Origin of the sequence: Francisella salimarina, from assembly GCF_007923265.1 — a bacterium.
Classification (GTDB): Bacteria; Pseudomonadota; Gammaproteobacteria; order Francisellales; family Francisellaceae; genus Francisella; species Francisella salimarina.
Genome location: NZ_VOJA01000003.1, coordinates 127,679 through 147,972 on the forward strand (window position 1 = coordinate 127,679; position 20,294 = coordinate 147,972).

Sequence of the window (20,294 nt, forward strand, 5' to 3'; positions counted from 1 at the left end):
TAGATTTTCTAAAAAGTTATTTGATATTTTTGTATATTATCATTTAAAAAGTTAAAAGTATAATTAGTGGCAAGTAATAAAGATTTAAATTTATAAGGATAAGATTATGAAAAAAGGTTTAATTCCACTAATGTTAGGTGGTCTTGCGATAGGGATGACAGAATTTATCATGATGGGAATACTTCCTCAGGTAGCAGGGTATTTTAATGTGAGTATTCCAGAGGCAGGACACTTGATAAGTATATATGCATTAGGAGTTGTAGTTGGAGCACCATTATTAATATTTTTCTCATCAAGATATAGCCCTAAAAAGTTACTTATAGTGATAAGTATTATGCTGGCATTATTTAATGGTTTATCAATATTTGCGACAAATTATGAGTTCCTAATGGTTTCAAGATTTTTATCGGGTTTACCTCATGGTGCCTTTTTTGGCGTTGGTTCTGTAGCTGCTATGCGTATAGCTGACCCAGGTAAAGAATCACAAGCTATAGCTTTGATGTTTGCTGGATTAACTGTAGCTAATCTTCTGGGTATTCCTTTGACAACATCTTTAGCACTGATGGTAGGATGGCAAATAGCATTTGTGATAGTTGCTTTGATAGGTATTATGACAGTTGTTACAGTGTTGTTGTTTATTCCAAATCTAGAGCTAGAAAAATCTAAGGACTCTACCAGTACATCAGATAAGCATATATTATTAAAATCTAATAGCTGGCTAGCTTTAGGAGTAGTTTCTTTAGGTTTTGCTGGATTGTTTGCATGGTATAGTTATATATCTCCATTAATGATAAATGTAACAGAGCTTTCAAATACAACTATTCCGTATATATTATTCTTAGCTGGTTTAGGAATGTTTTTTGGGAACCTATATGGTGGTAAATTAACTGATAAAGCTGGAGCAATAAATGCTACAGTTGTTACTTTAGTTGGTCTTGTATTAGCGTTATTATTGATGTATCTAACAGCTAATTTTAAAATTTTTGCAATAGTTATAAGTTTTGGATTAGGATTCTTTGCATTTGCTCTAGTTCCGGCTGTTCAAACCTTAGTGATAGAAGTTTTTAAAGGGTCTGAAATGTTAGGCTCTACGCTAAGTATCGCAGGATTTAACATTGCTAATGCAATAGGTGCTTTTGCTGGAGGTCTACCAATCGCTTATGGTTTTTCATACTCAAGTAGTGTAATTGCAGGTATGATAGTTTCTATATTAGGAGTGTTAATGATATTTATGCTTAAATATAGATTATCAATGGCTACTCAAAGTGCTTAGAATATAGTTTAAATTTAATTGTTAAGTTTTGATTTTATTGCAGTCATCTCATCAACTTGACTAACTTTAATTTCTAAAGCAGACGATGGAAAAGCAGTACATTTAGTATCTCGTAAAATTTTTTTAGAAGCAGAGCAGTGGATATTTGTTACTTTTGTAGTTTCGAGTATTTCTTTTAAATTATTTGAGTTAATTCCACCACCAGGCATTATTTGAATTTGGCTGCCAAACTTTTCTTGTAGAGTTCTTATAATTTCTAAACCTTCTATTACATTTGGTTTAGCTCCAGATGTTAAAATTCTATCAAAACCTAGTTCAATAATTTCTTGAGTAGCTGTGTATATATCTGTTGTTAAATCAATTGCTCTATGAAAGGTTAGTTCTTTGCCAGCTTTTTTTGTAAGTTCAATAAATGGTTTCAGAAATTCTTTATCAACTTTATTTTCTTTGGTTAAAGCACCAATTACAATTCCATCTATATTTAGTTCAAGCATTGTTTTTAGATCATCGAGCATAATTTGCTGGTCTATCTTATCGTAATAAAAATCACCAGCACGATGGCGAACCATAGCCTGTAATGAACCTATGAAATTCTCTTTGGCAAATTTGACTAAACTAGGCGAGGGTGTAAGTCCTTCTACTCCAAGAGCGGAGCATAGTTCTAATCTATCAACGCCAGCTTTTTGGGCATTGAGTATTGATTGATAGTTATCTATACAGATTTCTAGGGTTGTCATAAGAATTGTAGGAGGTGTCTTGTTTAGTGTAATTATAGCTTAAAAATTTTAAAAATATTTTATGAAAGTTTATATTGGTTTCGTTGCTTACTGTGTAAGCCATAACGACATACTTTTTGCATGGCAGAAAAAGTATGCAAAACTGCCTAGCACTACGCTATCGTAGCTTAAAATAAATAGAAAATAAAAAACTCGCCAATTTGAAAATTGACTCAAACAGTTTTATTTTCTAAACATTTATTTTTTGAAACTGCTATTCGCTAATGTGCTACTCTCGATTAATCACAGTTTATTGTCTTTAATTTATTTTAAAATTGGTATAATCGTCTGTAGCAAAACTAATTTTATGAGACTTTTATGAGCCAATTATTTATAGTTTACCTCGGTGGCAGCGCACCCAAAGCAAATATAGAGTTACATGATGTACAGTTTGTGATTGGTGATAATATTGAAGCTACTTACGAACAGCTTAGACAAAACTGGTTTGGCACGGTCAAAGGATTGCATTTGGATAGTTATAAAGCTCTCAAAGGCGCAGATGGTTATCAAATATCTATCCAAGATAGACCTCAAAACTTTAATAAAAAGTTATATTTTGTCAATCTTGGTGGCTATGATGAATCTAAGCTAAATGAGCTACATGAGTTTGCTTTATTTGTTGCTGCAGATAAAACAGAAGCAAAAGAAAAAGCAAAGCAAAGTCTACTAAAAAACTCTCTACATCAGCACAAAGATAATCTTATGGAAATTGATGATTGTTTAGAGCTTAGCTCTATAGATGATAAGTATATTCATTTAACTATAAGTGATGATAAGTATGATCTAAAACCAGATTGGTTTGGGTATAGAGTTATAGGTTCTTAAAGTTAATATGGTTTTGAAATAGCTTGAGTAACACTAACATTTTTATGAATTTCTTTGAACGCAGTTGAAAATGCCTCTTTACTATTGACGTATTTATAGGTATTTTCTAAAAAATCTGCTTGATTAATACTAGCAGCATCAAATGATTTGGTTTTCCATTCTTGTCCAATTTGTATTATAGTGCTTTTGAATTTAATAAATTTAAAAATAGCTATCTCACCAGGATTGTTATTATAGGCTTTTATATTTTTATTTGATAAGGATCCACATAGCAAAATTGACATACTTGAAGATTCTGTCTTTGCAGTATTTAGCATTTTAACATTTTTACCACATGACTTTACAAACCCAGATAGAACATAGTTAGCATATTGAGATACACTAAGCTTATTTTCTTTGTCATATAATCCTGATATGGTATATATTTCTTTCCAATCATCAAAACTCTGTCCCGTAGGTATTTGCTCATATAAAAAGCTAATCCCTTTCTGACTTCTATATACATCGCCGACTAGACCCGTGCTAAACCATGTTGGATATGGGTATATCAATGAAGCATCATAAATTTGCATTGTTTGAATAGAGTTTTTAACTTGATCCTTCGATACCCCCATATAATCTCTTTCTGCTGAGAATGAAATACTAAGCGATATTAATATAGTAAAAACTGATAAAAGTAATTTTGTCATTTACTAGAGCATTTTATTTGAATATATCTATTTAAGTAGATGTATTAAGAAAAGTAAATAACTACGATATTAATTCAGCCTGTTTTTTAACAGGTTCATTCATACCATCAGTCCAAATCCAGTAGAAGACAGGTTCACTACCTTTAAAGCTTGCCACATAGTGATTGTCTTGACTATCAATAGCATGAATTGTTAGCTCATCTAAATATCCAGTTTTAAGATGGCGTAAATCTTTAGCTGTCTCAAGCACAGCATCTTTTACAGACATCCCCATTTTTATATATAAAACTACAGATCTTGCAGTACCACAACGAATAGCCATCTCACCAGTATGTGTACATGCACAAGCACCATATCTAGAGTCAGCATACGATCCGGCTCCAATAATCGGGCTATCACCTAACCTACCAGGGTAACGCCAACCCCAACCAGAAGTGCTTGTGGCAGATGAGATAGTGTTATTATAGTCTTTTGATAGATAGACTGTAGTATCAAATATTTTTTCAGGATCAACTGCAAACTTACTCAATTCAATAAGAGGGATATCTGGGAAGTTGGCTTTCTGCTCAGTAGTTAAGTGTTTATCTAAATGTTCTAACCAAACTTTTTTAATTTCTGGTAATAAGTTATCGATTTTAGTAGCATTAATTTCATTAGCAAATCGATTTGCTCCTTCAGCAACTAATATCTCATGATGTAATCTTTGCATAACTTCATAAGCAACCTCGACAGCATTAGCATAACCTTTTAGAGCACCGATAGAGCCTGTACGCAGATCATCACCATCCATTACAGAAGCATCTAGAGTTACATTGCCCAAAATATCAGGCCAAGAGCCTCTACCTACAGTTTTGATAGTAGTATCATTCTCTACAAGTTTAATACCTTCAATTATAGATCTGAGACCATTTTCTTTATTTTTAAGTCGTTTGAAAGCTTCAGGTACGCCACCACGACCTTCATCATTTGCAATTAGAATCATCTTTATATCCTAAGTTTAGTAAGTTTTTTTAATACTGGAGTTAATGCAAATAATATAACAGCCATAATAATTGCTGCAATAAAAAGTTTAAAATATCCTGATGCAAAACTATTTGCAGGAGTGTTTTTATCTACAGCAATATGTGAACTAATTACACCACCAAAGAATCCAGCATAAGCACTAATTGTCCACCATACACCCATCATTGTTGATTTTAGATGCTCAGGAGCAAGGCGAGTGACTAAGGCTAATCCAACAGGTGAAATGCACAGCTCACCAAATACAAGCATTAGATAGCATAGTAATAACCATATTACATTAGCATGACCTGACTGAGCTGCTATTGATCCAGCTATGCTTAAGAATAAGAAACATAACGCAAGAAATACTAAGCTAAATACAAATTTTAACTCATCAGAAGGTTCTTTGTTACGTTGACTTAGTTTCTGCCATAAGACACCAAAAAAAGGGGTAATTATAACTAATAAAGTCAGTTGTGTTGCCATAACAGTAGTAACAGGCATATTAAAACCTAAGATATTAAGCTCAATATTATGCTTGATAAATAGAGGGATGCTAATAGAGGTTTGATTACTCAGTGACCAGTAGAAAAGCATAAATATTGATAGTATTAAAAGAATAGCAATATTAGTCTTTTGATTACTTCCAAGAGATTTCCAAAGAGATATTAGATAAACCAACAGAACAATTCCAGATAATGAAATAATTATCATTGATTGAGTAGGGTGGGCTATTAAATAAGCAAAAACACATGCTGAGAAAATCATAAATAATATAATTGCTTGCCAAACATTTAATCCCAAGAAAAGTTTTCTTTGCATAACTTCATAGTTTGGCTCATCACAGCTTTTAGGGAAATGCTTTTTACCTGATTCAAAAAATATTAACCCGAGAGCCATTCCAAAAGCGGCTAAACTAAAACCATAATGCCAACCAATTTTTTCACCAACAAAACCAACTATAAAAGTTGCTAATACAGAACCAAAGTTTATACCTGTGTAAAAGTAGGCAAAGCCACTATTCCGTAGAGAGTCTCTATCATCATAGAGCCTACCAACCATTGTAGAGACATTTGACTTGAAAAAACCTGTACCGGCAGAAATACAACCTAACCCTAAAAATAATGCAGTATCACTAGATCCAGATAGTGCCATAATTATATGACCAGTCATAATTGAGACACCACCAATTAGCACACAACGCCTGTAGCCAATAATTCTATCTGCTAAAATCCCACCAACAGCAGTAGTGATATATAGATATGTTACATAACTACCAAAAACTAGAGCAGCATTAGCATCTGTGAAATCTAATCGCTGAGTCATGTATAAAATTAAAATAGCTGATAATCCGTAAAAGCTGAAGCGTTCCCACATTTCTGCGAAAAATAAGAATTTGAGTCCTTGAGGATGCCTAAGATGTTCCATTTTTGATTTTATTAAAATATAGGGTAAATTCATTTTAACTAAACACTAAATATAAATCATTAATAAGCTATTGCTAAATGTACTTTTAATAGCTAAAAAGTCTTAGTAGCTATTGATATCTAATGTATATTGAATATAATTTCCGCTCTTATATAAATTAATAACCCAAGGTAAATAAGTATGTCATTCAAAGGTTCATGTCTTTGTAATTCTGTTAAATTTGAAATTGATGGTAGTTTTGAAAATTTCTTTCTGTGTCATTGTGAGCATTGTCGTAAAGATACAGGTTCAGCTCATGCAGCTAATTTGTTTTCATCAAATGCAAAATTAAATTGGCAATCTGGTCAAGAATTAGTCAAAAAATATAAACTACCTGCATCACATCATACAAAAAGTTTTTGTAGTGAATGTGGTTCAGCATTACCTTTTGAGCAATCAGAATTTAATTTAGTAGTAGTGCCTGCTGGTAGTCTAGATGATAAAGTGGATATTAAGCCGACAGCTAATATATTTATGGCTAGTAAAGCTAATTGGGATGAAAATTTAGCATCAGCTCATAGTTTTGATGCTTTTCCAATGCCTTAAAGAATAATATTACTTACTATTTTTCATAAGTTTTTCTATACCAACGAATGTAACATTAAATATTACAGGTCCAAGAAATATTCCTATAAAACCAAAAGCTTGGATTCCTCCTAGTATACCTATCAATGAGGCAGCAAAACTAAGTTGTACTTGTTTATTGATAATTTTGGGTTGCATAATATTGTCTGTGAAAATATTTAGAGCAAAACCAACTACTAGTATGATAATAGCTTTGGTAGCACCATATACTACAAATACACTAGCTCCGATGAGTATATAAACAATGCCAACCATAAATGGGATCATAGATGCTATAGCTACAGTAAATGCAAGTAAAATTGGTGTTGGCATGCCTGTTAGTAAAAATACTATAGCCATAACAGTACCAACAAGTGATGCGGTTAGAAAAATTGCTAAACTTACTCTACGAGTTGTAATAATCGCTGTAGATATGAAACTATCGCTATCATCAAAGTCCTTAAGTACTACTTTTTTTGCAAATTTTTCTAAAGTAGAGCTACTAACTAGGAATTGATATACCAGTAAAAGTGTAATTAAAAAATCTGTTATAAAGCTTATAGATGTTGAGCCTACGTATCTAACTTTAGGTAATATTTGACCTAAATTGGAGATTATGGTGTCACTATCATCATTAATGGCTTTTATTAGTTTATCAAAATGTTCTTGAAGGATACTTCCTATGTAAGGAATTTTGCCTATAGAATCACCAAGCGTAGCAAAAGTTTGTGAAAGTGTTTCTGGATGCTGTAAGTATGAAACAATCTCTGAGATAGCATAATACAGAACAATTAATATAGGAATAAATACACACAGAAGAATTCCCATAACTAATAGGAAACTACTTCTATGTTTACCAATATGTTGCTCTAAGTACTCTTGAAGGGGAGCAAGTATTATTGCCAAAAGTCCTGCAAAAAGAATAGAGTAAACAAAAGGGTATAAAACCCACATTACTAAAGCACCAATAATGCAAATAATAGATAGTTTTTTAATAGTTTGTAGTGACATTTTGTTTATAGTTGTAGTAATAATTAGAATAAAGAATAGCAATATGTTTAAGTTTTATAAACTGCTCTATAACCTTAATTCATAAAATTTATAACTATTTAAGTTGATTCTAAAGTGTAACAAGCTTGATTTATGAACGTTTAGAAGCATTTCAAGAGGTTTTACCATTGCTCAATATTTCCTTGAGCATCTAAAAATTTTCCAGAATCTTTATGATGGAGATTTTCAATAAGATTAGTCATCGCTTGGATGCTATCACTAATTTCCACAGTAGCATTATCTCCACCCATCTTAGTCTTAACCCAACCAGGTCGAAGACTTATAGTAATTATCTCTGGGCACTCAGCAGCAAATGTTTTTGTTAACATATTTAGAGCTGCTTTTGATATGCGGTATGAATAACCAAAACCAGCTTTTGTTTGCTCTATAGAGCCAGCTTGACTAGCCATATTGATAACTATTGGATTAGCAGATTTTAGCAGATTCTCTTTGAAATTATGAATAAGATAAAAAGCTCCTAAACAGTTCGTTTGAAAAGCATTATTTATCCAGTTTGGATTAGTTTCAGAAATACTAAATTTTTGATGGTTCTCAGGGTAAATACCGGCATTGTTTATTAATATATCAATAACAATACTTTTATACTTTTGAAATAATTGCTCTTGGTCTCTAGGACTACTAACATCAAGTTTTTCTATAATAAGTTTTTGATATTTCTTAGAAAGTTCTTTTAGGTCATTTGCTTTAGCTGGATCACGGCAAGTTGCGATTACATTACAGTTTTTTGTTAAATAGTGTTCAACGAAACCTAGCCCAATTCCTCTATTTGCGCCCGTAATTAAAATATTTTTTTGCATTATTTTAGTACTTATATATTTGGTTTTATATTATATGACAATTAGTTTTGGCATCACTAATTAAACTCTTTGCGGTACTTTTAGGTAGTTCAACAGCTCCTACTCCTGCGCCTAAAATAGCTCCTAAAATAACAGCCCCACCTATTTGGAATGGTTGTATAAATGAGTTTTTGCTCAAACCACCACTATCAAACATCATTGGAGACATCATGGCTCCGCCAACCATTCCTCCTAATAAACCTACAGGTACCATTAGAATAGTTCCTACTCCTATACCTATTGCTGAGATAGGTGTCATAAGGATAGTAGATAGTGTGCCACATTCTTTGTTTTGTTTATAACTTTCGCTTTTTAATGTTCCTGGTGCTACAGAATTTATATTTTTATTTTCTGATAAACAATATCCCATGCTGGTAGTTAGGAGTAATGTTGTAAGACTAAAAAATAAGATTACTTTTTTAAACATAATTTCATTAGTAAGTTAATAACTTATATTAAGTTATATTATCACTTTAAATTAGATTTTTGAAAATTATGAAATTGAAATATAAATAAAGAAAAAATATTTAGAAAATAAAAATTACCAACCAGTAACTTCTTTAAGTTTAGAACCTAACTCTGCAGGTGATCTAGTATAAGCAATACCAGCAGCTTCAAACGCAGCGAATTTTTCATCAGCAGTACCTTTACCACCAGAGATGATAGCACCAGCATGACCCATACGCTTACCTGGAGGAGCTGTAACACCAGCAATATATCCAATAACTGGCTTAGTAACATTGTGTTTAATGTATTCAGCAGCTTCTTCTTCAGCTGTACCACCAATTTCACCGATTAAGATGATAGCTTCAGTTTGAGGATCATTCTCTAAAAGTTTAAGAGCTTCGATTTGGTTCATACCTGGGATTGGATCTCCACCTATACCGATACAAGTAGATTGACCAAAGCCTAACTTAGTAGTTTGAGCAACTGCTTCATAAGTTAGAGTACCAGAACGAGAAATGATACCAACTTTACCAGGTTGGTGGATATGACCAGGCATAATACCAATTTTACATTCACCTGGAGTGATAACACCAGGACAGTTAGGGCCAACAACTTGTACATCTTTACCTTTTAAGTATTCTTTAACTACTAGCATATCTAGAGTTGGAACACCTTCAGTAATGATTACAACTAGTTTAACACCAGAATCAATAGCTTCTATTGCAGAATCTTTTACAAATGGAGCTGGTACATAGATTACAGATGCATCAGCACCAGTAGCTTTTACGGCCTCTTCCATAGTATTGAAAACTGGTCTGTCTAGGTGAGTTTGACCGCCTTTACCAGGAGTCACACCGCCCACGATGTTTGTACCATAAGCAATAGCTTGCTCTGAGTGAAAAGTACCGTTTTTACCAGTAAAACCTTGTACTAAAACTTTTGTATTTTTATCAACTAATACGCTCATTATTTAATATCCTTTTAACTGTTTTAATTTATTAACCTAGTGATTTTACAACTTTATCAGCAGCATCAGCTAAACCATCAGCAGGTATTAGTTTTAAACCTGAATCAGATAGGATCTTAGCACCTTTTTCTGCATTGTTACCTTCTAGACGAACAACTACTGGTACAGTTACATTTACTTCTTTAACAGCTTCGATAATTGCCTCAGCGATCATATCACAACGTACGATACCACCGAAGATGTTAATTAAAACAGCTTTTACATTTTCATCATCTAGGATTAGTTTGAAAGCTTCGATTACTCTTTCTTTAGTAGCTCCACCACCAACATCTAGGAAGTTAGCAGGCTTACCACCGTATAATTGGATGATATCCATAGTAGCCATTGCTAGACCAGCACCGTTTACCATACAGCCGATGTTACCTTCAAGAGCTACATAGTTTAGCTCATGCTCAGAAGCTTTAAGTTCTTTAGCATTTTCTTGAGATTTGTCTCTAAGAGCTAATAATTTAGGGTGTCTGTAAAGAGCGTTTGAATCAAGGTTGATTTTACCATCAACACAAACGATTTCGCCGTTTTCTCTAACTGCAAGAGGGTTGATTTCAAATAATGCAAAATCACACTCAACAAATGCTTTGTAAGCACCTAGCATAGTTTTAACGAAATCATTGATTTGTTTACCTTCAAGACCAAGTTTGAAAGCTACTTCACGAGCTTGAAATGGTTGAAGACCAACTAAAGGATCTACTTCTACTTTAAGGATTTTCTCTGGAGTATTGTGAGCTACTTCTTCAATATCTACACCACCTTCAGTTGAAGCCATGAATGTTACTTTACGGCTAGATCTATCAACTACAGCGCCAAGGTATAATTCACGAGTAACAGGGTATACATCTTCAAATACACCTACAGAATTAACTGGCTGACCTTCAGCATCAGTTTGGAAAGTAACAAGATTTGTACCGATTAGGCTCTCTGCTACTTCACGAGCTTCTTGAGATGATTTAACAACTTTTACACCACCAGCTTTACCACGACCACCAGCATGTACCTGAGCTTTAACCACAGCAAATTTACCACCGATTTGGTCAAATGCTTGAGCAGCTTCATTTGGGTTATGAGCTACGATACCTTTTTGAACTTTTAGACCATAGCTTTCTAAAAGATCTTTAGCTTGATATTCATGTAAGTTCATTGATTTTCTTCCTTATTTGATCGTTTGACGAAAATTTTTGTTAAATAACATCTCAAATAATAACTCATTTACGCTATTTTTTCTAATAAAAAACATAATTTAGATTTAAAGATTTAGATATATGAAAACTCTTTAGGTAGTGTATGTTATGGAGTGCTGAATATCATTGATTTTATTAGTGATAAGTATTTCGTTCATGGTGTTGTTACATTTTACTTAAAGTAAATAATAATTTACTAAAACTCTCGAATGCTGAAAGATTAGTCCTAAAAAAGTCGTTAATAAAATGCAATTATAGTAATATTATTTGGTAAATTTAAAAATAAAATAAGGTGATTGGGAATGTTTGATTACATATTTAATAAAATTAAATCGACTATTTTTTCTAAACTCACGCCTGCACAATTGTTAATTACATCAGTATTAGCGTTTGTGTTTGGTTTTATTCCAGGAGTCTCATACTCACCATTACTCTTTGTAGCAGTAATAATATTGGTGATAATTCTTAGAATAAATATTGGTGTGTTTGTATTTATTGCGATTATCGCAAAAGCACTTTCATTTTTGCTTGAGGTTGTTAGCTTCTCATTCGGACAATTTTTGCTAGATGGTTTTACACAACCTATTTTCAAGGCTATGGTTAATACGCCAGTCTTAGCTTATGCTGGATTTGATTATTATCTCGTCGCAGGAGGGTTTGTTCTAGCAATAATCTTAGGTGTTATATTTGGTCTTATTATCGCAAAGATATACAAAAAGATAATTGCAAAAATGTCATCTATTCAGTCAGGTACAGAACTATATAACAAAATCACCAAGAATTTTTTTGTTAAGATAGCTAGTTGGATCTTCTTGGGCAAGAATATTGCAAAAGTTGACTGGGTTGAAATGCAAAATCGTAAGTTTAGACAGCCATTTAGATTAACAGGAATTGTTCTTGTAGCTTTAATTATTGCGGCTTTGATATATTCTCCTAAGCTCTTAGAAACATCAATGGTATCAAATATCATTAAGCAACAGTTGACTAAAGCAAATGGAGCAACAGTAGACTATCAATCTTTAAGCTTAGATTTCACAAATGCAAGTCTTGATATTAAAGGTTTAGGTGTGGCAGATCCAAAAAATCTTGATAAGGATAGATTCTATGCTGAAAATGTGAGTGCAAGTCTAAATATTTCAAATTTACTTACTAGACAATTAACATTAAGAAATGTTTTGGTTACTGGTGTATCTTTAGATAAACAAAGAGCTAAGAAAGCTAGTTTATATATCAATACTAAAGCAACATCTAAAGATGATGCTAGCATGAATTCAGAAGAGTTTAAGAAGAAAGCTATAGAAAGTATAGGTAAGGCAAGTCAAAACTTACAACAAGTAGATCTGCAAAAGTTAGAAGCTAATACAAAGCAAGCTAAAGAAGTTGCTAATGGTATTAAGCAAGCAGCAGAGTTCTTATCAAACTTTAGCTCTAGTAGTGAGGATGATACAACTGGTGCTAAACAGGCAGGATCAGTTACACCGAAGCAACAAGCTAAAGTATATGGTTACGCGAATGTAAAAAATGAAATGCTTCGTGATAAGTATCCTAGTTTTGTAATTCAAAATATTGATATAAAAGGTTATCAAAATGCCGGTACTACATACGATGCTAATATAACTAATATATCAACAAACCCTGTGCTATTAGGTCAGCCAACAGCAATTAATGTTAAATCTGTAAATAATAGTGACGTTGATGTTAGCGTAGTTGTTTCAAATAAGCTAAATGTTGATAATACTATCAAGTTTAATTTGCAAAATGTAGCTGGGAATGCAATTAAAGGTTTGAATATTCAAGGGGTTAATATAGATGCTAATAGCTTAACAATATCTGGTCAAGGAACTTGGCAGTTTAGTGGAGTAAGAAATATAATGTTCAATATTCCTTTGCAGCTAAAATTTGATATTGTGAGTGTTAGCCTTAACCAGTTTACTCAGAAAATACCTAGCTTAACATTAAATGGTGTTATCACTGGTGATTTGAATAAACTCAACTTTAGTGTTGATGCATCTTCTTTGAAGAGTCTATTGAATGTCGATACAGTCAAAAATGTTGCTAGCCAAGTTGCTAAGCAAGCAGGTTTAGATAAGAAAGCACAACAAGTTATTAATAATACTAAAATTAATGGTAAGTCTATCCAAGATTTAAATGCAAATGACATCAAAAAGATCAATAAAAAAGATGTTCAAAATATAGCTTCTCAGTTTGGAATCAAAATTAATTAAATCAAAGGATTTCTCTAAGTATAGTTTATATGTTTAAAGAAATGTTCAATTTACAAATAATTGTTCGCTAGGTTTTTGGATAAATCGTGTGAGACGACAAGTTATTTTTATTTGGTTATAGCTGTAGTATTTTTTATCAAAGACCTTTGACACTTAAAATATTGCTCTTAGGCTTCTCTTTATGGTACAAAATTTTTACTTTAGTGATTTTATTGCATTTTAAATATATAGACTTTCTTAGCTCATCTGCATAATAGATATACTTTCCATGCTCAAAGTATGAGCTTATAAGTGTGTATGGAGTTCCTTCAATACTGGCAGGCAATTTTATTATTTGAGCATTTGTTTTAGAGCTTGAATTAGTAACATCTATGTTTTTTTCTATAACAGGAGAATGATTATTTTCTGATATTATATCGACTGATGATGGGTGATTGTTGATTTGCATATCGATAGCATATGCATCTATATTGAGATAGCCAACACATGTTGAGCCCTTTGGAGCACTATAATAAGATAGCTCAAAATCAGCTAATTTATCAGAATTAGAAACTTCAGATATATCTTTATTCGTCGTTTTTACACTAATGTAACTATCCGACTTAATACCAAAAGAGTAGTTGCCTGGTGGGATAATTATATCTTTATTTGATGTTTGATATGACTTACCTAATACAGATAACCCTCTGTCAATACTTCTGCGAGGAAAGGATATTGTTACATTATAGTAACGTTGAGTGACTTTAGCATTCCAAAAATACGGTAGATTAGTACTACTTATAGTATCTTTAATTTTTACATTTGGGTTTGTTAGAATGAGCTCTATTTTACTTTTGCTTAGATTTATCTGTTTTGGAGAGTTAAAGGATACTTCATAAGAGTTATTGGCTTGTGTTTTAAGGTTTGGGTAACTAGATGAAAAACATACTAGGATTATAAATAAAGTCTTAAGAATGTAATTCATGGTTATTGATTGTTAATCTCTACATTTGTCGAATAATATCATAAAAGCTAGAGTAATTAATACGATGATATGGATTATAAGAGTGAAGGTGTTGCCAAACTTTTACAACCCGGAGATCTTTTGTATGTTGAGGGAAATGCCGAATATCCAGATAATGTGAAATCTGAAAACTATGGAACTAAAGTAAAACCGATAAGAATAATAGGTGTAAATGTAGTTGGTCAAAAACCTGTTATAAAGCCTGAAACAAAAGATGTTGTTACATTTTTTGGAGATAACTATATTTTTGATAACTTTGAAATAGTAGGTAATATGCAAGAAGCATCGGATCCTAAACTTATTACAAGAAGAGTTTTATATCAGGTTGCTGATGGTATTACAATTAGGCATTGTAGCGTCCATGATTACTGCAAATGGTATTATGGGTAGCGATCTTTTCAGTAGAAGCTTAACTATAGAATATTGTGATATATATCACAACGATGCATTTGTAGGAGATCATAATATCTATATTGCTTCTGACAGAGTTAGACACCCAGAAGCAATTACAAAAGTCAGGTTTAATTATATTCATGACTCTTATCAAGGAGCTGGCTTAAAGAGTCGTGCATTAAGAAATGAAGTATATTACAACTGGTTTGAAAATAATTATAGTTCAGAAGCAGACTTTTTTGGAGCAGACTTGGGACCTGGCACACCCCCTATTTATAATGATAAAGGTGAAATTATTGGCTACATCGATGATAACCATACTACACAAGATGAATTAAGAAAGATTGATAAATCTTATGGTGAGAACTATGTTCGAGAGGATACGGATTTTGTTGGCAATGTTGTAGTTAATGAGAATAAGGTAAAGTCTTTGACTATTGGTGGAGATGGTGGTTCTGGTGGTCCAACTAGAAATGGTACAAGTTTTGGGCGTTATCGTTTCGTAAACAATACTTTTATAAATACTGTGCCAGCAGATGGTGCGGGTCGTTCTTATGTGGGTCAGCTAAAGTTTGGTATAGGTAGCTTAGAATTTGATAATAATATTGTTTATAATAAAAATGGCATAAACATAGTCTTTTACTTTAATCCTTATGATTCAAATAATGATATACATCAAATAAACTCTGATTTAAGATGGAGTGCAGATAGACAATTTATTGGTCATAATAACTGGTTTAAAATCGGCACGAAAATACCTGAAGGTATCACTGACAGTATATTAGGAGAGGTTCCTGATTTTGTTAGCTTAGTAGATAAGGATTTTCATCTAAGACCTGAAAGCCATTTAAAAATATCGGGCTCGCAGTATAATTCAAATATTTTTTCAACGGCAGTATATTATACTAATATCGGTGGAGTATTAAAAATGGATGTCGAATTTATTGAGCCTTTAATGTATCCATATTATCAAGCCCCTGATCCTAGACATTATGACGAGTCAACATTTGATCAAGTGAATATAGCTATAGGGGCATATTCTTAGATTTGTTTACTCAAATACTTCTAGAGCTTTCAGGAAAGTATCAACATTGGCATCTTTTTTGGTTGCATTTTCACTTAAATAGCGACGGAAGACTTTGGCATTAGGTAAACCATTGAATAAGTTCAATGTATGCTTTGTTATATTATTAAGTTTCATATTAGGATCATTGTCTAGCTTGATTTTTATGTACTCAGCCATCTTGTAGGCTACCTCAAGTGGGGAAATATCATTAATGTGCTGGTTGTAGAACAGATGGTCAAAATTTTTAAATAACATTGGGTTATGATAGGCTTCGCGTCCAATCATTACGCTATCTACATGTTTTAAGTGTTCTTGGGTGTCTTCTGTGGTTGTGATACCACCGTTGATGCCTAACTCAAGATTTGGGAAATCTTTTTTGATATTATAAACAGTACTATATTTTAGTTCAGGAATAGTTCTATTTTCTTTTGGAGATAAGCCACTAAGCCATCCTTTGCGAGCATGAATACAAAGATAGTCTGCTCCAGCTTGTACTTGTTTATCAACAAAATTATATAGCTCTTCATAACTGTCATTATGATCGTAGCCAATACGACATTTTACAGAGATAGGTATATCTAGATTATCTTTCATAGCCTTGACACAATCTGCTACAAGCTCAGGTTCTGCCATTAGAGATAAGCCAAAATTACCTTTTTTTACTCTTTCACTAGGACAGCCTACATTTATATTTATTTCATTGTAGCCAAGATTTTGTGCAAGTTTACCACATGTTATGAAATCTTCTGGTACACACCCTCCAAGCTGTAATGTAACAGGATTTTCTTCAGGATTATATTTTAATAAGAAATCCTTATTACCATGTATTATAGCGTTCAAAGTAATCATCTCTGTATACAGCATAGTGTACTTTGTTATTAGACGCATCATGTAGCGGTAGTGTTTATCAGTCCAATCCAGCATTGGAGCAATACATATTTTTCTATTGGAAGCTTTCATTTTTATTATTCTGATCAAAAGATTAATTACTGATAATTATAATGGATCATCGTCAAAAGTTAAGCGATGAATGATGCTATCTATTTGTGTACGGTATTTTACTGTATCTTTTGAGTATCTACTATACTGTGGGTTTGATCTATCATATAACCAGTTAGCCAAGTCCCATCCGTAAGTAGTCTGGAAACAGAGTTTACCAAATTCTGTTAGATTAAACTCTGCTTGAGTTTGTAAACATCCTGTCATGAAAACATCAGCATAAGTTTGTAGAATTGGATAGCTCTTATTTGGGAAGTCGGCATCTTTAAAGTCCTTCACGTACATCCAGTAATCACCCTTAGGTAAGCTTTTGACACCTAGTGGTACTATATCTTTACGAGGTATTTTTACACGACAGTATGATGCTTCTCTCAAATCAGTCGCAGAAATATCAGAAGCACTAGCTTTGTAGTATATTGCATTCATAGCATAGCCTTTGTTAGGGACGGCTAGTAAAAATGTAGCGTGAGATTTTTCTCCTCTTGATGCCCATAGTCTTTCAAAGCCACTAACCAGTACTGGCGCAGCATAAGTCGCTTCAGGAACAGTTATTTGTCTAGAATCCTTGTTCATCAAGCTTCCATAACCAATAACGTAGTTGTTTCTTTTTGAGCTCACTTTTGGGCGACAATTTATGCTATTCTCTGGTGTTTGTGATAACTTACTCTGTTCAAGTATTTTAAGTTCACTTTGGTGTATTGATTCTGCTTTTTTAATACCTGATTTTTTCCCAATTAGAAAACTAGAGGCAATTACAGCAACTAACAATATTACTACTAAAAAATTTTTCTTTTTCAAGGTTTTCAAACTTGCCTTATATCTAAAGTATAAGATTATATTAGCATTTCTATATTAAATGAAAACCCCTGAAGGATTATTACAAGGTTACTGATCTAAATTAATATAAATCTTTATTTGTGTTATAATATGATGTGATTGTGGATTTTAAATATAAATATATATTGGAGCTTGTTAATGTCTGAAAATAAAGCTTATGACTCATCGAGTATTAAAGTACTCAAGGGTTTAGATGCAGTTAGAAAAAGACCAGGGATGTATATCGGTGATACAGATGATGGTAGTGGCTTGCATCATATGGTGTTTGAGGTTGTTGATAATGCTATCGATGAGGCTTTAGCGGGCCATTGTGATGATATTAAAGTTATCATCAATAAGGATGGTTCAGTGTCTGTATCTGATAATGGGCGTGGTATACCTACAGATATTCATAAGGAAGAAGGTCGCTCAGCTGCTGAAGTTATTATGACAGTTCTTCATGCTGGTGGTAAATTTGATGATAATTCATACAAAGTATCTGGCGGTCTACATGGTGTGGGTGTGTCAGTTGTAAACGCACTGTCAGAAAAGCTCACTTTGGATATATCTCGTAATGGTTATAGGTATTACCAAGAGTACACGCATGGTGTGCCAGATTATCCGCTAAAACAGTTAGAGCCAACAGATAAATCAGGTTCAATAATTACATTCAAACCAAGTAAAGATACATTCTCTTTTGTTGATTTTGATTATGACATTTTGATGAAAAGAATTCGTGAATTATCTTTCTTAAATTCGGGTGTTAAAATTGAGCTTATCGATAAGATTAATAATAGGTCTGAGGTATTTAAGTATGATGGTGGTATCGCAGCGTTCGTTAGATATTTGAACAATAGTAAAAAGCCTATTCATGAAAATGTTATTGCTGTAAGTGGTATCAAAGATGATATTCAGGTTGAGCTTGCATTACAGTGGAATGACTCTTACAAAGAATCAATTTTTTGTTTTACAAACAATATTCCTCAACGCGATGGTGGTACTCACTTATCAGGTTTAAAGGCGGCTGTTACTCGTACAATGAATACATATATTGAGTCAGAAGGTTTAAATAAGAAGCTAAAAGTGTCTCTAACAGGTGAGGATACTCGAGAAGGTCTAGCTGCAGTATTATCTGTAAAAGTTCCAGATCCAAAATTTTCATCTCAAACAAAAGATAAATTAGTATCATCAGATGTTAAATCAGCTGTTGAGTCACTAGTAAATGAAAAGCTTCAAGAATTCTTATTAGAAAACCCTAAAGAGGCTAAAATCGTTTGTGAAAAAATTCTAGACTCAGCAAAGGCTCGTGAAGCAGCTCGTAAAGCTCGTGATATGACTCGTCGTAAAGGAGCTTTAGATATAGCCGGTCTTCCAGGTAAGCTTGCAGACTGTCAAGAAAAAGATCCTTCATTATCTGAAATATATCTTGTGGAGGGGGATTCTGCAGGAGGTTCAGCTAAACAGGCTCGTGATCGTAAAACGCAAGCGATTCTACCCTTAAAAGGTAAGATTCTGAATGTAGAAAAAGCTCGCTTTGATAAAATGCTTGGCTCTCAAGAAGTTGCTACTCTCATAAAAGCACTAGGGTGTGGTATAGGCGCAGAAGATTATAATCCTGATAAAACTAGGTATCATAAGATTATTTTGATGACGGATGCTGATGTTGATGGATCTCATATTAGAACTCTTCTTTTAACATTCTTTTATAGACAAATGCCGGAGCTTGTTGAAAGAGGGTATTTATATATTGCACAACCGCCTTTATATAAGGTCAAGAAAGGTAAGCAGGAAACATACCTGAAAGATGAAGATGCTTTAGCAGTATATCTAGGTAATATTGGTCTTGAAGGGGCTAATATCTTACTTGAGGATGGTAATGCTATTTCTGGTCAAATTTTAAATAACTATTATGAACTTTATCAAAAATCTGAGAAGGTAATTAAAAAGTACGCAAAGACATATCCTGAAAAACTGCTCAGAGTAATGGCTTATAGCTCTAAGTATGTAGATGAGAATGCAGATATCAAGAAATGGTGGGAGACTATTGCTGAAGCATGTAATCAAAAAGCATTATCTTATGAAAGATTTAAGCTTATAGAAACTAAAGATGTTGATGAAGATGGTCAGGAAACTATCTCTTACGGTGTGAATCACTATATAAATGGTTATGACACGGATTATATTGTTAGAAATAGTTTCTTTACTACTAAAGATTATGAAGATCTTGTTACTTATGGTGATGTATTATCAGATATTTCTTTTAAAGGTGCTTATGTAGAAAGGGGTGCTAAAAAAGAATATGTTGATGACTTTGAGTCAGCAATTGACTGGTTACTTAAAGAAGCAAGACGCGGTAATGATGTACAGCGTTACAAAGGTCTAGGTGAGATGAACCCGGGCCAGCTTTGGGAGACAACTATGGATCCTGATAATAGAGTCTTGCTTCAAGTATCAATCAAAGACGCTGTTGAGGCAGATGCTTTATTTACTACTCTTATGGGTGATGAAGTTGAACCTCGTAGGAATTTTATTGAGTCTAATGCGCTTAACGTTGTTAATTTGGATGTTTAATCTAATTTTTTCTTTATCTCTATTTTTTTTCAAATCTTAACAAAAATTAATTTATCTACAGCAATTTAA

19 protein-coding genes are annotated in these 20,294 nt (G+C 32.9%); 7 read left to right on the forward strand and 12 right to left on the reverse strand.

Annotated features, from left to right (window positions below):
* Positions 1-106: 106 nt before the first annotated feature.
* Positions 107-1,273 carry an MFS transporter gene (locus FQ699_RS02980; protein ID WP_146421068.1) on the forward strand — a complete coding sequence of 389 codons (1,167 nt, stop codon included), beginning with the start codon at positions 107-109 and terminating at the stop codon, positions 1,271-1,273.
* 14 nt (positions 1,274-1,287) lie between these two features.
* On the opposite strand, the gene FQ699_RS02985 is transcribed toward FQ699_RS02980, so the two are convergent.
* Positions 1,288-2,010 (reverse strand): copper homeostasis protein CutC, encoded by a 723-nt coding sequence (locus FQ699_RS02985; protein ID WP_146421069.1) that lies wholly within the window; start codon positions 2,008-2,010, stop codon positions 1,288-1,290.
* Positions 2,011-2,367: 357 nt separating this feature from the next.
* Between FQ699_RS02985 and FQ699_RS02990 the strand changes: the two genes are divergently transcribed.
* Positions 2,368-2,874, forward strand: a complete 507-nt coding sequence (locus tag FQ699_RS02990) for a DUF1543 domain-containing protein (protein WP_146421070.1) — start codon at positions 2,368-2,370, stop codon at positions 2,872-2,874.
* Positions 2,875-2,876: 2 nt separating this feature from the next.
* Here FQ699_RS02990 and FQ699_RS02995 read toward each other — a convergent pair whose 3' ends face one another.
* From FQ699_RS02995 to FQ699_RS03005, 3 genes are all read right to left on the reverse strand, one after another.
* Positions 2,877-3,563, reverse strand: a complete 687-nt coding sequence (locus tag FQ699_RS02995) for a hypothetical protein (RefSeq protein WP_146421071.1) — start codon at positions 3,561-3,563, stop codon at positions 2,877-2,879.
* 61 nt (positions 3,564-3,624) lie between these two features.
* A complete protein-coding gene (locus FQ699_RS03000; protein ID WP_146421072.1) occupies positions 3,625-4,545 on the reverse strand; it encodes a glycosylasparaginase in 921 nt (306 codons plus the stop codon).
* A gap of 2 nt (positions 4,546-4,547) precedes the next feature.
* Complete coding sequence (locus FQ699_RS03005) at positions 4,548-5,993, reverse strand: peptide MFS transporter (RefSeq protein ID WP_146421073.1); 1,446 nt, start codon at positions 5,991-5,993, stop codon at positions 4,548-4,550.
* 180 nt (positions 5,994-6,173) lie between these two features.
* Here FQ699_RS03005 and FQ699_RS03010 point away from each other — a divergent pair, with 180 nt between their 5' ends.
* Entirely contained in the window at positions 6,174-6,578 is a 405-nt protein-coding gene (locus tag FQ699_RS03010) for a GFA family protein (RefSeq protein ID WP_146421074.1), read from the forward strand.
* Between the two features lie 9 nt (positions 6,579-6,587).
* Here the strand turns inward: FQ699_RS03010 and FQ699_RS03015 are convergent, their stop codons facing one another.
* From FQ699_RS03015 to sucC, 5 genes are all read right to left on the reverse strand, one after another.
* Positions 6,588-7,607, reverse strand: a complete 1,020-nt coding sequence (locus FQ699_RS03015; RefSeq protein WP_012279760.1) for an AI-2E family transporter — start codon at positions 7,605-7,607, stop codon at positions 6,588-6,590.
* A gap of 161 nt (positions 7,608-7,768) precedes the next feature.
* A complete protein-coding gene (locus FQ699_RS03020) occupies positions 7,769-8,464 on the reverse strand; it encodes an SDR family oxidoreductase (protein WP_146421075.1) in 696 nt (231 codons plus the stop codon).
* Between the two features lie 25 nt (positions 8,465-8,489).
* On the reverse strand, positions 8,490-8,930 hold the full coding sequence (locus tag FQ699_RS09775; protein ID WP_035735286.1) for a hypothetical protein: 441 nt from the start codon (positions 8,928-8,930) through the stop codon (positions 8,490-8,492).
* 114 nt (positions 8,931-9,044) lie between these two features.
* Positions 9,045-9,917, reverse strand: coding sequence for a succinate--CoA ligase subunit alpha (sucD, locus tag FQ699_RS03030; protein ID WP_013923500.1), 873 nt, complete (start codon positions 9,915-9,917; stop codon positions 9,045-9,047).
* A gap of 31 nt (positions 9,918-9,948) precedes the next feature.
* Complete coding sequence (gene sucC / locus FQ699_RS03035; protein ID WP_146421076.1) at positions 9,949-11,112, reverse strand: ADP-forming succinate--CoA ligase subunit beta; 1,164 nt, start codon at positions 11,110-11,112, stop codon at positions 9,949-9,951.
* A 342-nt stretch (positions 11,113-11,454) separates the two neighbouring features.
* Here sucC and FQ699_RS03040 point away from each other — a divergent pair, with 342 nt between their 5' ends.
* Entirely contained in the window at positions 11,455-13,377 is a 1,923-nt protein-coding gene (locus FQ699_RS03040; protein ID WP_146421077.1) for a TIGR03546 family protein, read from the forward strand.
* Between the two features lie 136 nt (positions 13,378-13,513).
* Here FQ699_RS03040 and FQ699_RS03045 read toward each other — a convergent pair whose 3' ends face one another.
* Positions 13,514-14,341 carry a hypothetical protein gene (locus FQ699_RS03045; RefSeq protein WP_146421078.1) on the reverse strand — a complete coding sequence of 276 codons (828 nt, stop codon included), beginning with the start codon at positions 14,339-14,341 and terminating at the stop codon, positions 13,514-13,516.
* 69 nt (positions 14,342-14,410) lie between these two features.
* Here FQ699_RS03045 and FQ699_RS03050 point away from each other — a divergent pair, with 69 nt between their 5' ends.
* Both FQ699_RS03050 and FQ699_RS03055 read left to right on the forward strand, forming a co-directional pair.
* Positions 14,411-14,770, forward strand: a complete 360-nt coding sequence (locus FQ699_RS03050) for a hypothetical protein (protein WP_146421079.1) — start codon at positions 14,411-14,413, stop codon at positions 14,768-14,770.
* A complete protein-coding gene (locus tag FQ699_RS03055; protein ID WP_146421080.1) occupies positions 14,742-15,818 on the forward strand; it encodes a hypothetical protein in 1,077 nt (358 codons plus the stop codon). The genes FQ699_RS03050 and FQ699_RS03055 overlap by 29 nt, the downstream gene beginning before the upstream one ends.
* A 6-nt stretch (positions 15,819-15,824) precedes the next feature.
* On the opposite strand, the gene dusA is transcribed toward FQ699_RS03055, so the two are convergent.
* Positions 15,825-16,799, reverse strand: coding sequence for a tRNA dihydrouridine(20/20a) synthase DusA (dusA, locus tag FQ699_RS03060; protein WP_146421081.1), 975 nt, complete (start codon positions 16,797-16,799; stop codon positions 15,825-15,827).
* 36 nt (positions 16,800-16,835) lie between these two features.
* Positions 16,836-17,636, reverse strand: coding sequence for a gamma-glutamylcyclotransferase ChaC (chaC, locus tag FQ699_RS03065; protein ID WP_146421082.1), 801 nt, complete (start codon positions 17,634-17,636; stop codon positions 16,836-16,838).
* Positions 17,637-17,813: 177 nt separating this feature from the next.
* Here chaC and gyrB point away from each other — a divergent pair, with 177 nt between their 5' ends.
* Positions 17,814-20,225 (forward strand): DNA topoisomerase (ATP-hydrolyzing) subunit B, encoded by a 2,412-nt coding sequence (gene gyrB, locus FQ699_RS03070; RefSeq protein ID WP_146421083.1) that lies wholly within the window; start codon positions 17,814-17,816, stop codon positions 20,223-20,225.
* Positions 20,226-20,294: the final 69 nt, after the last annotated feature.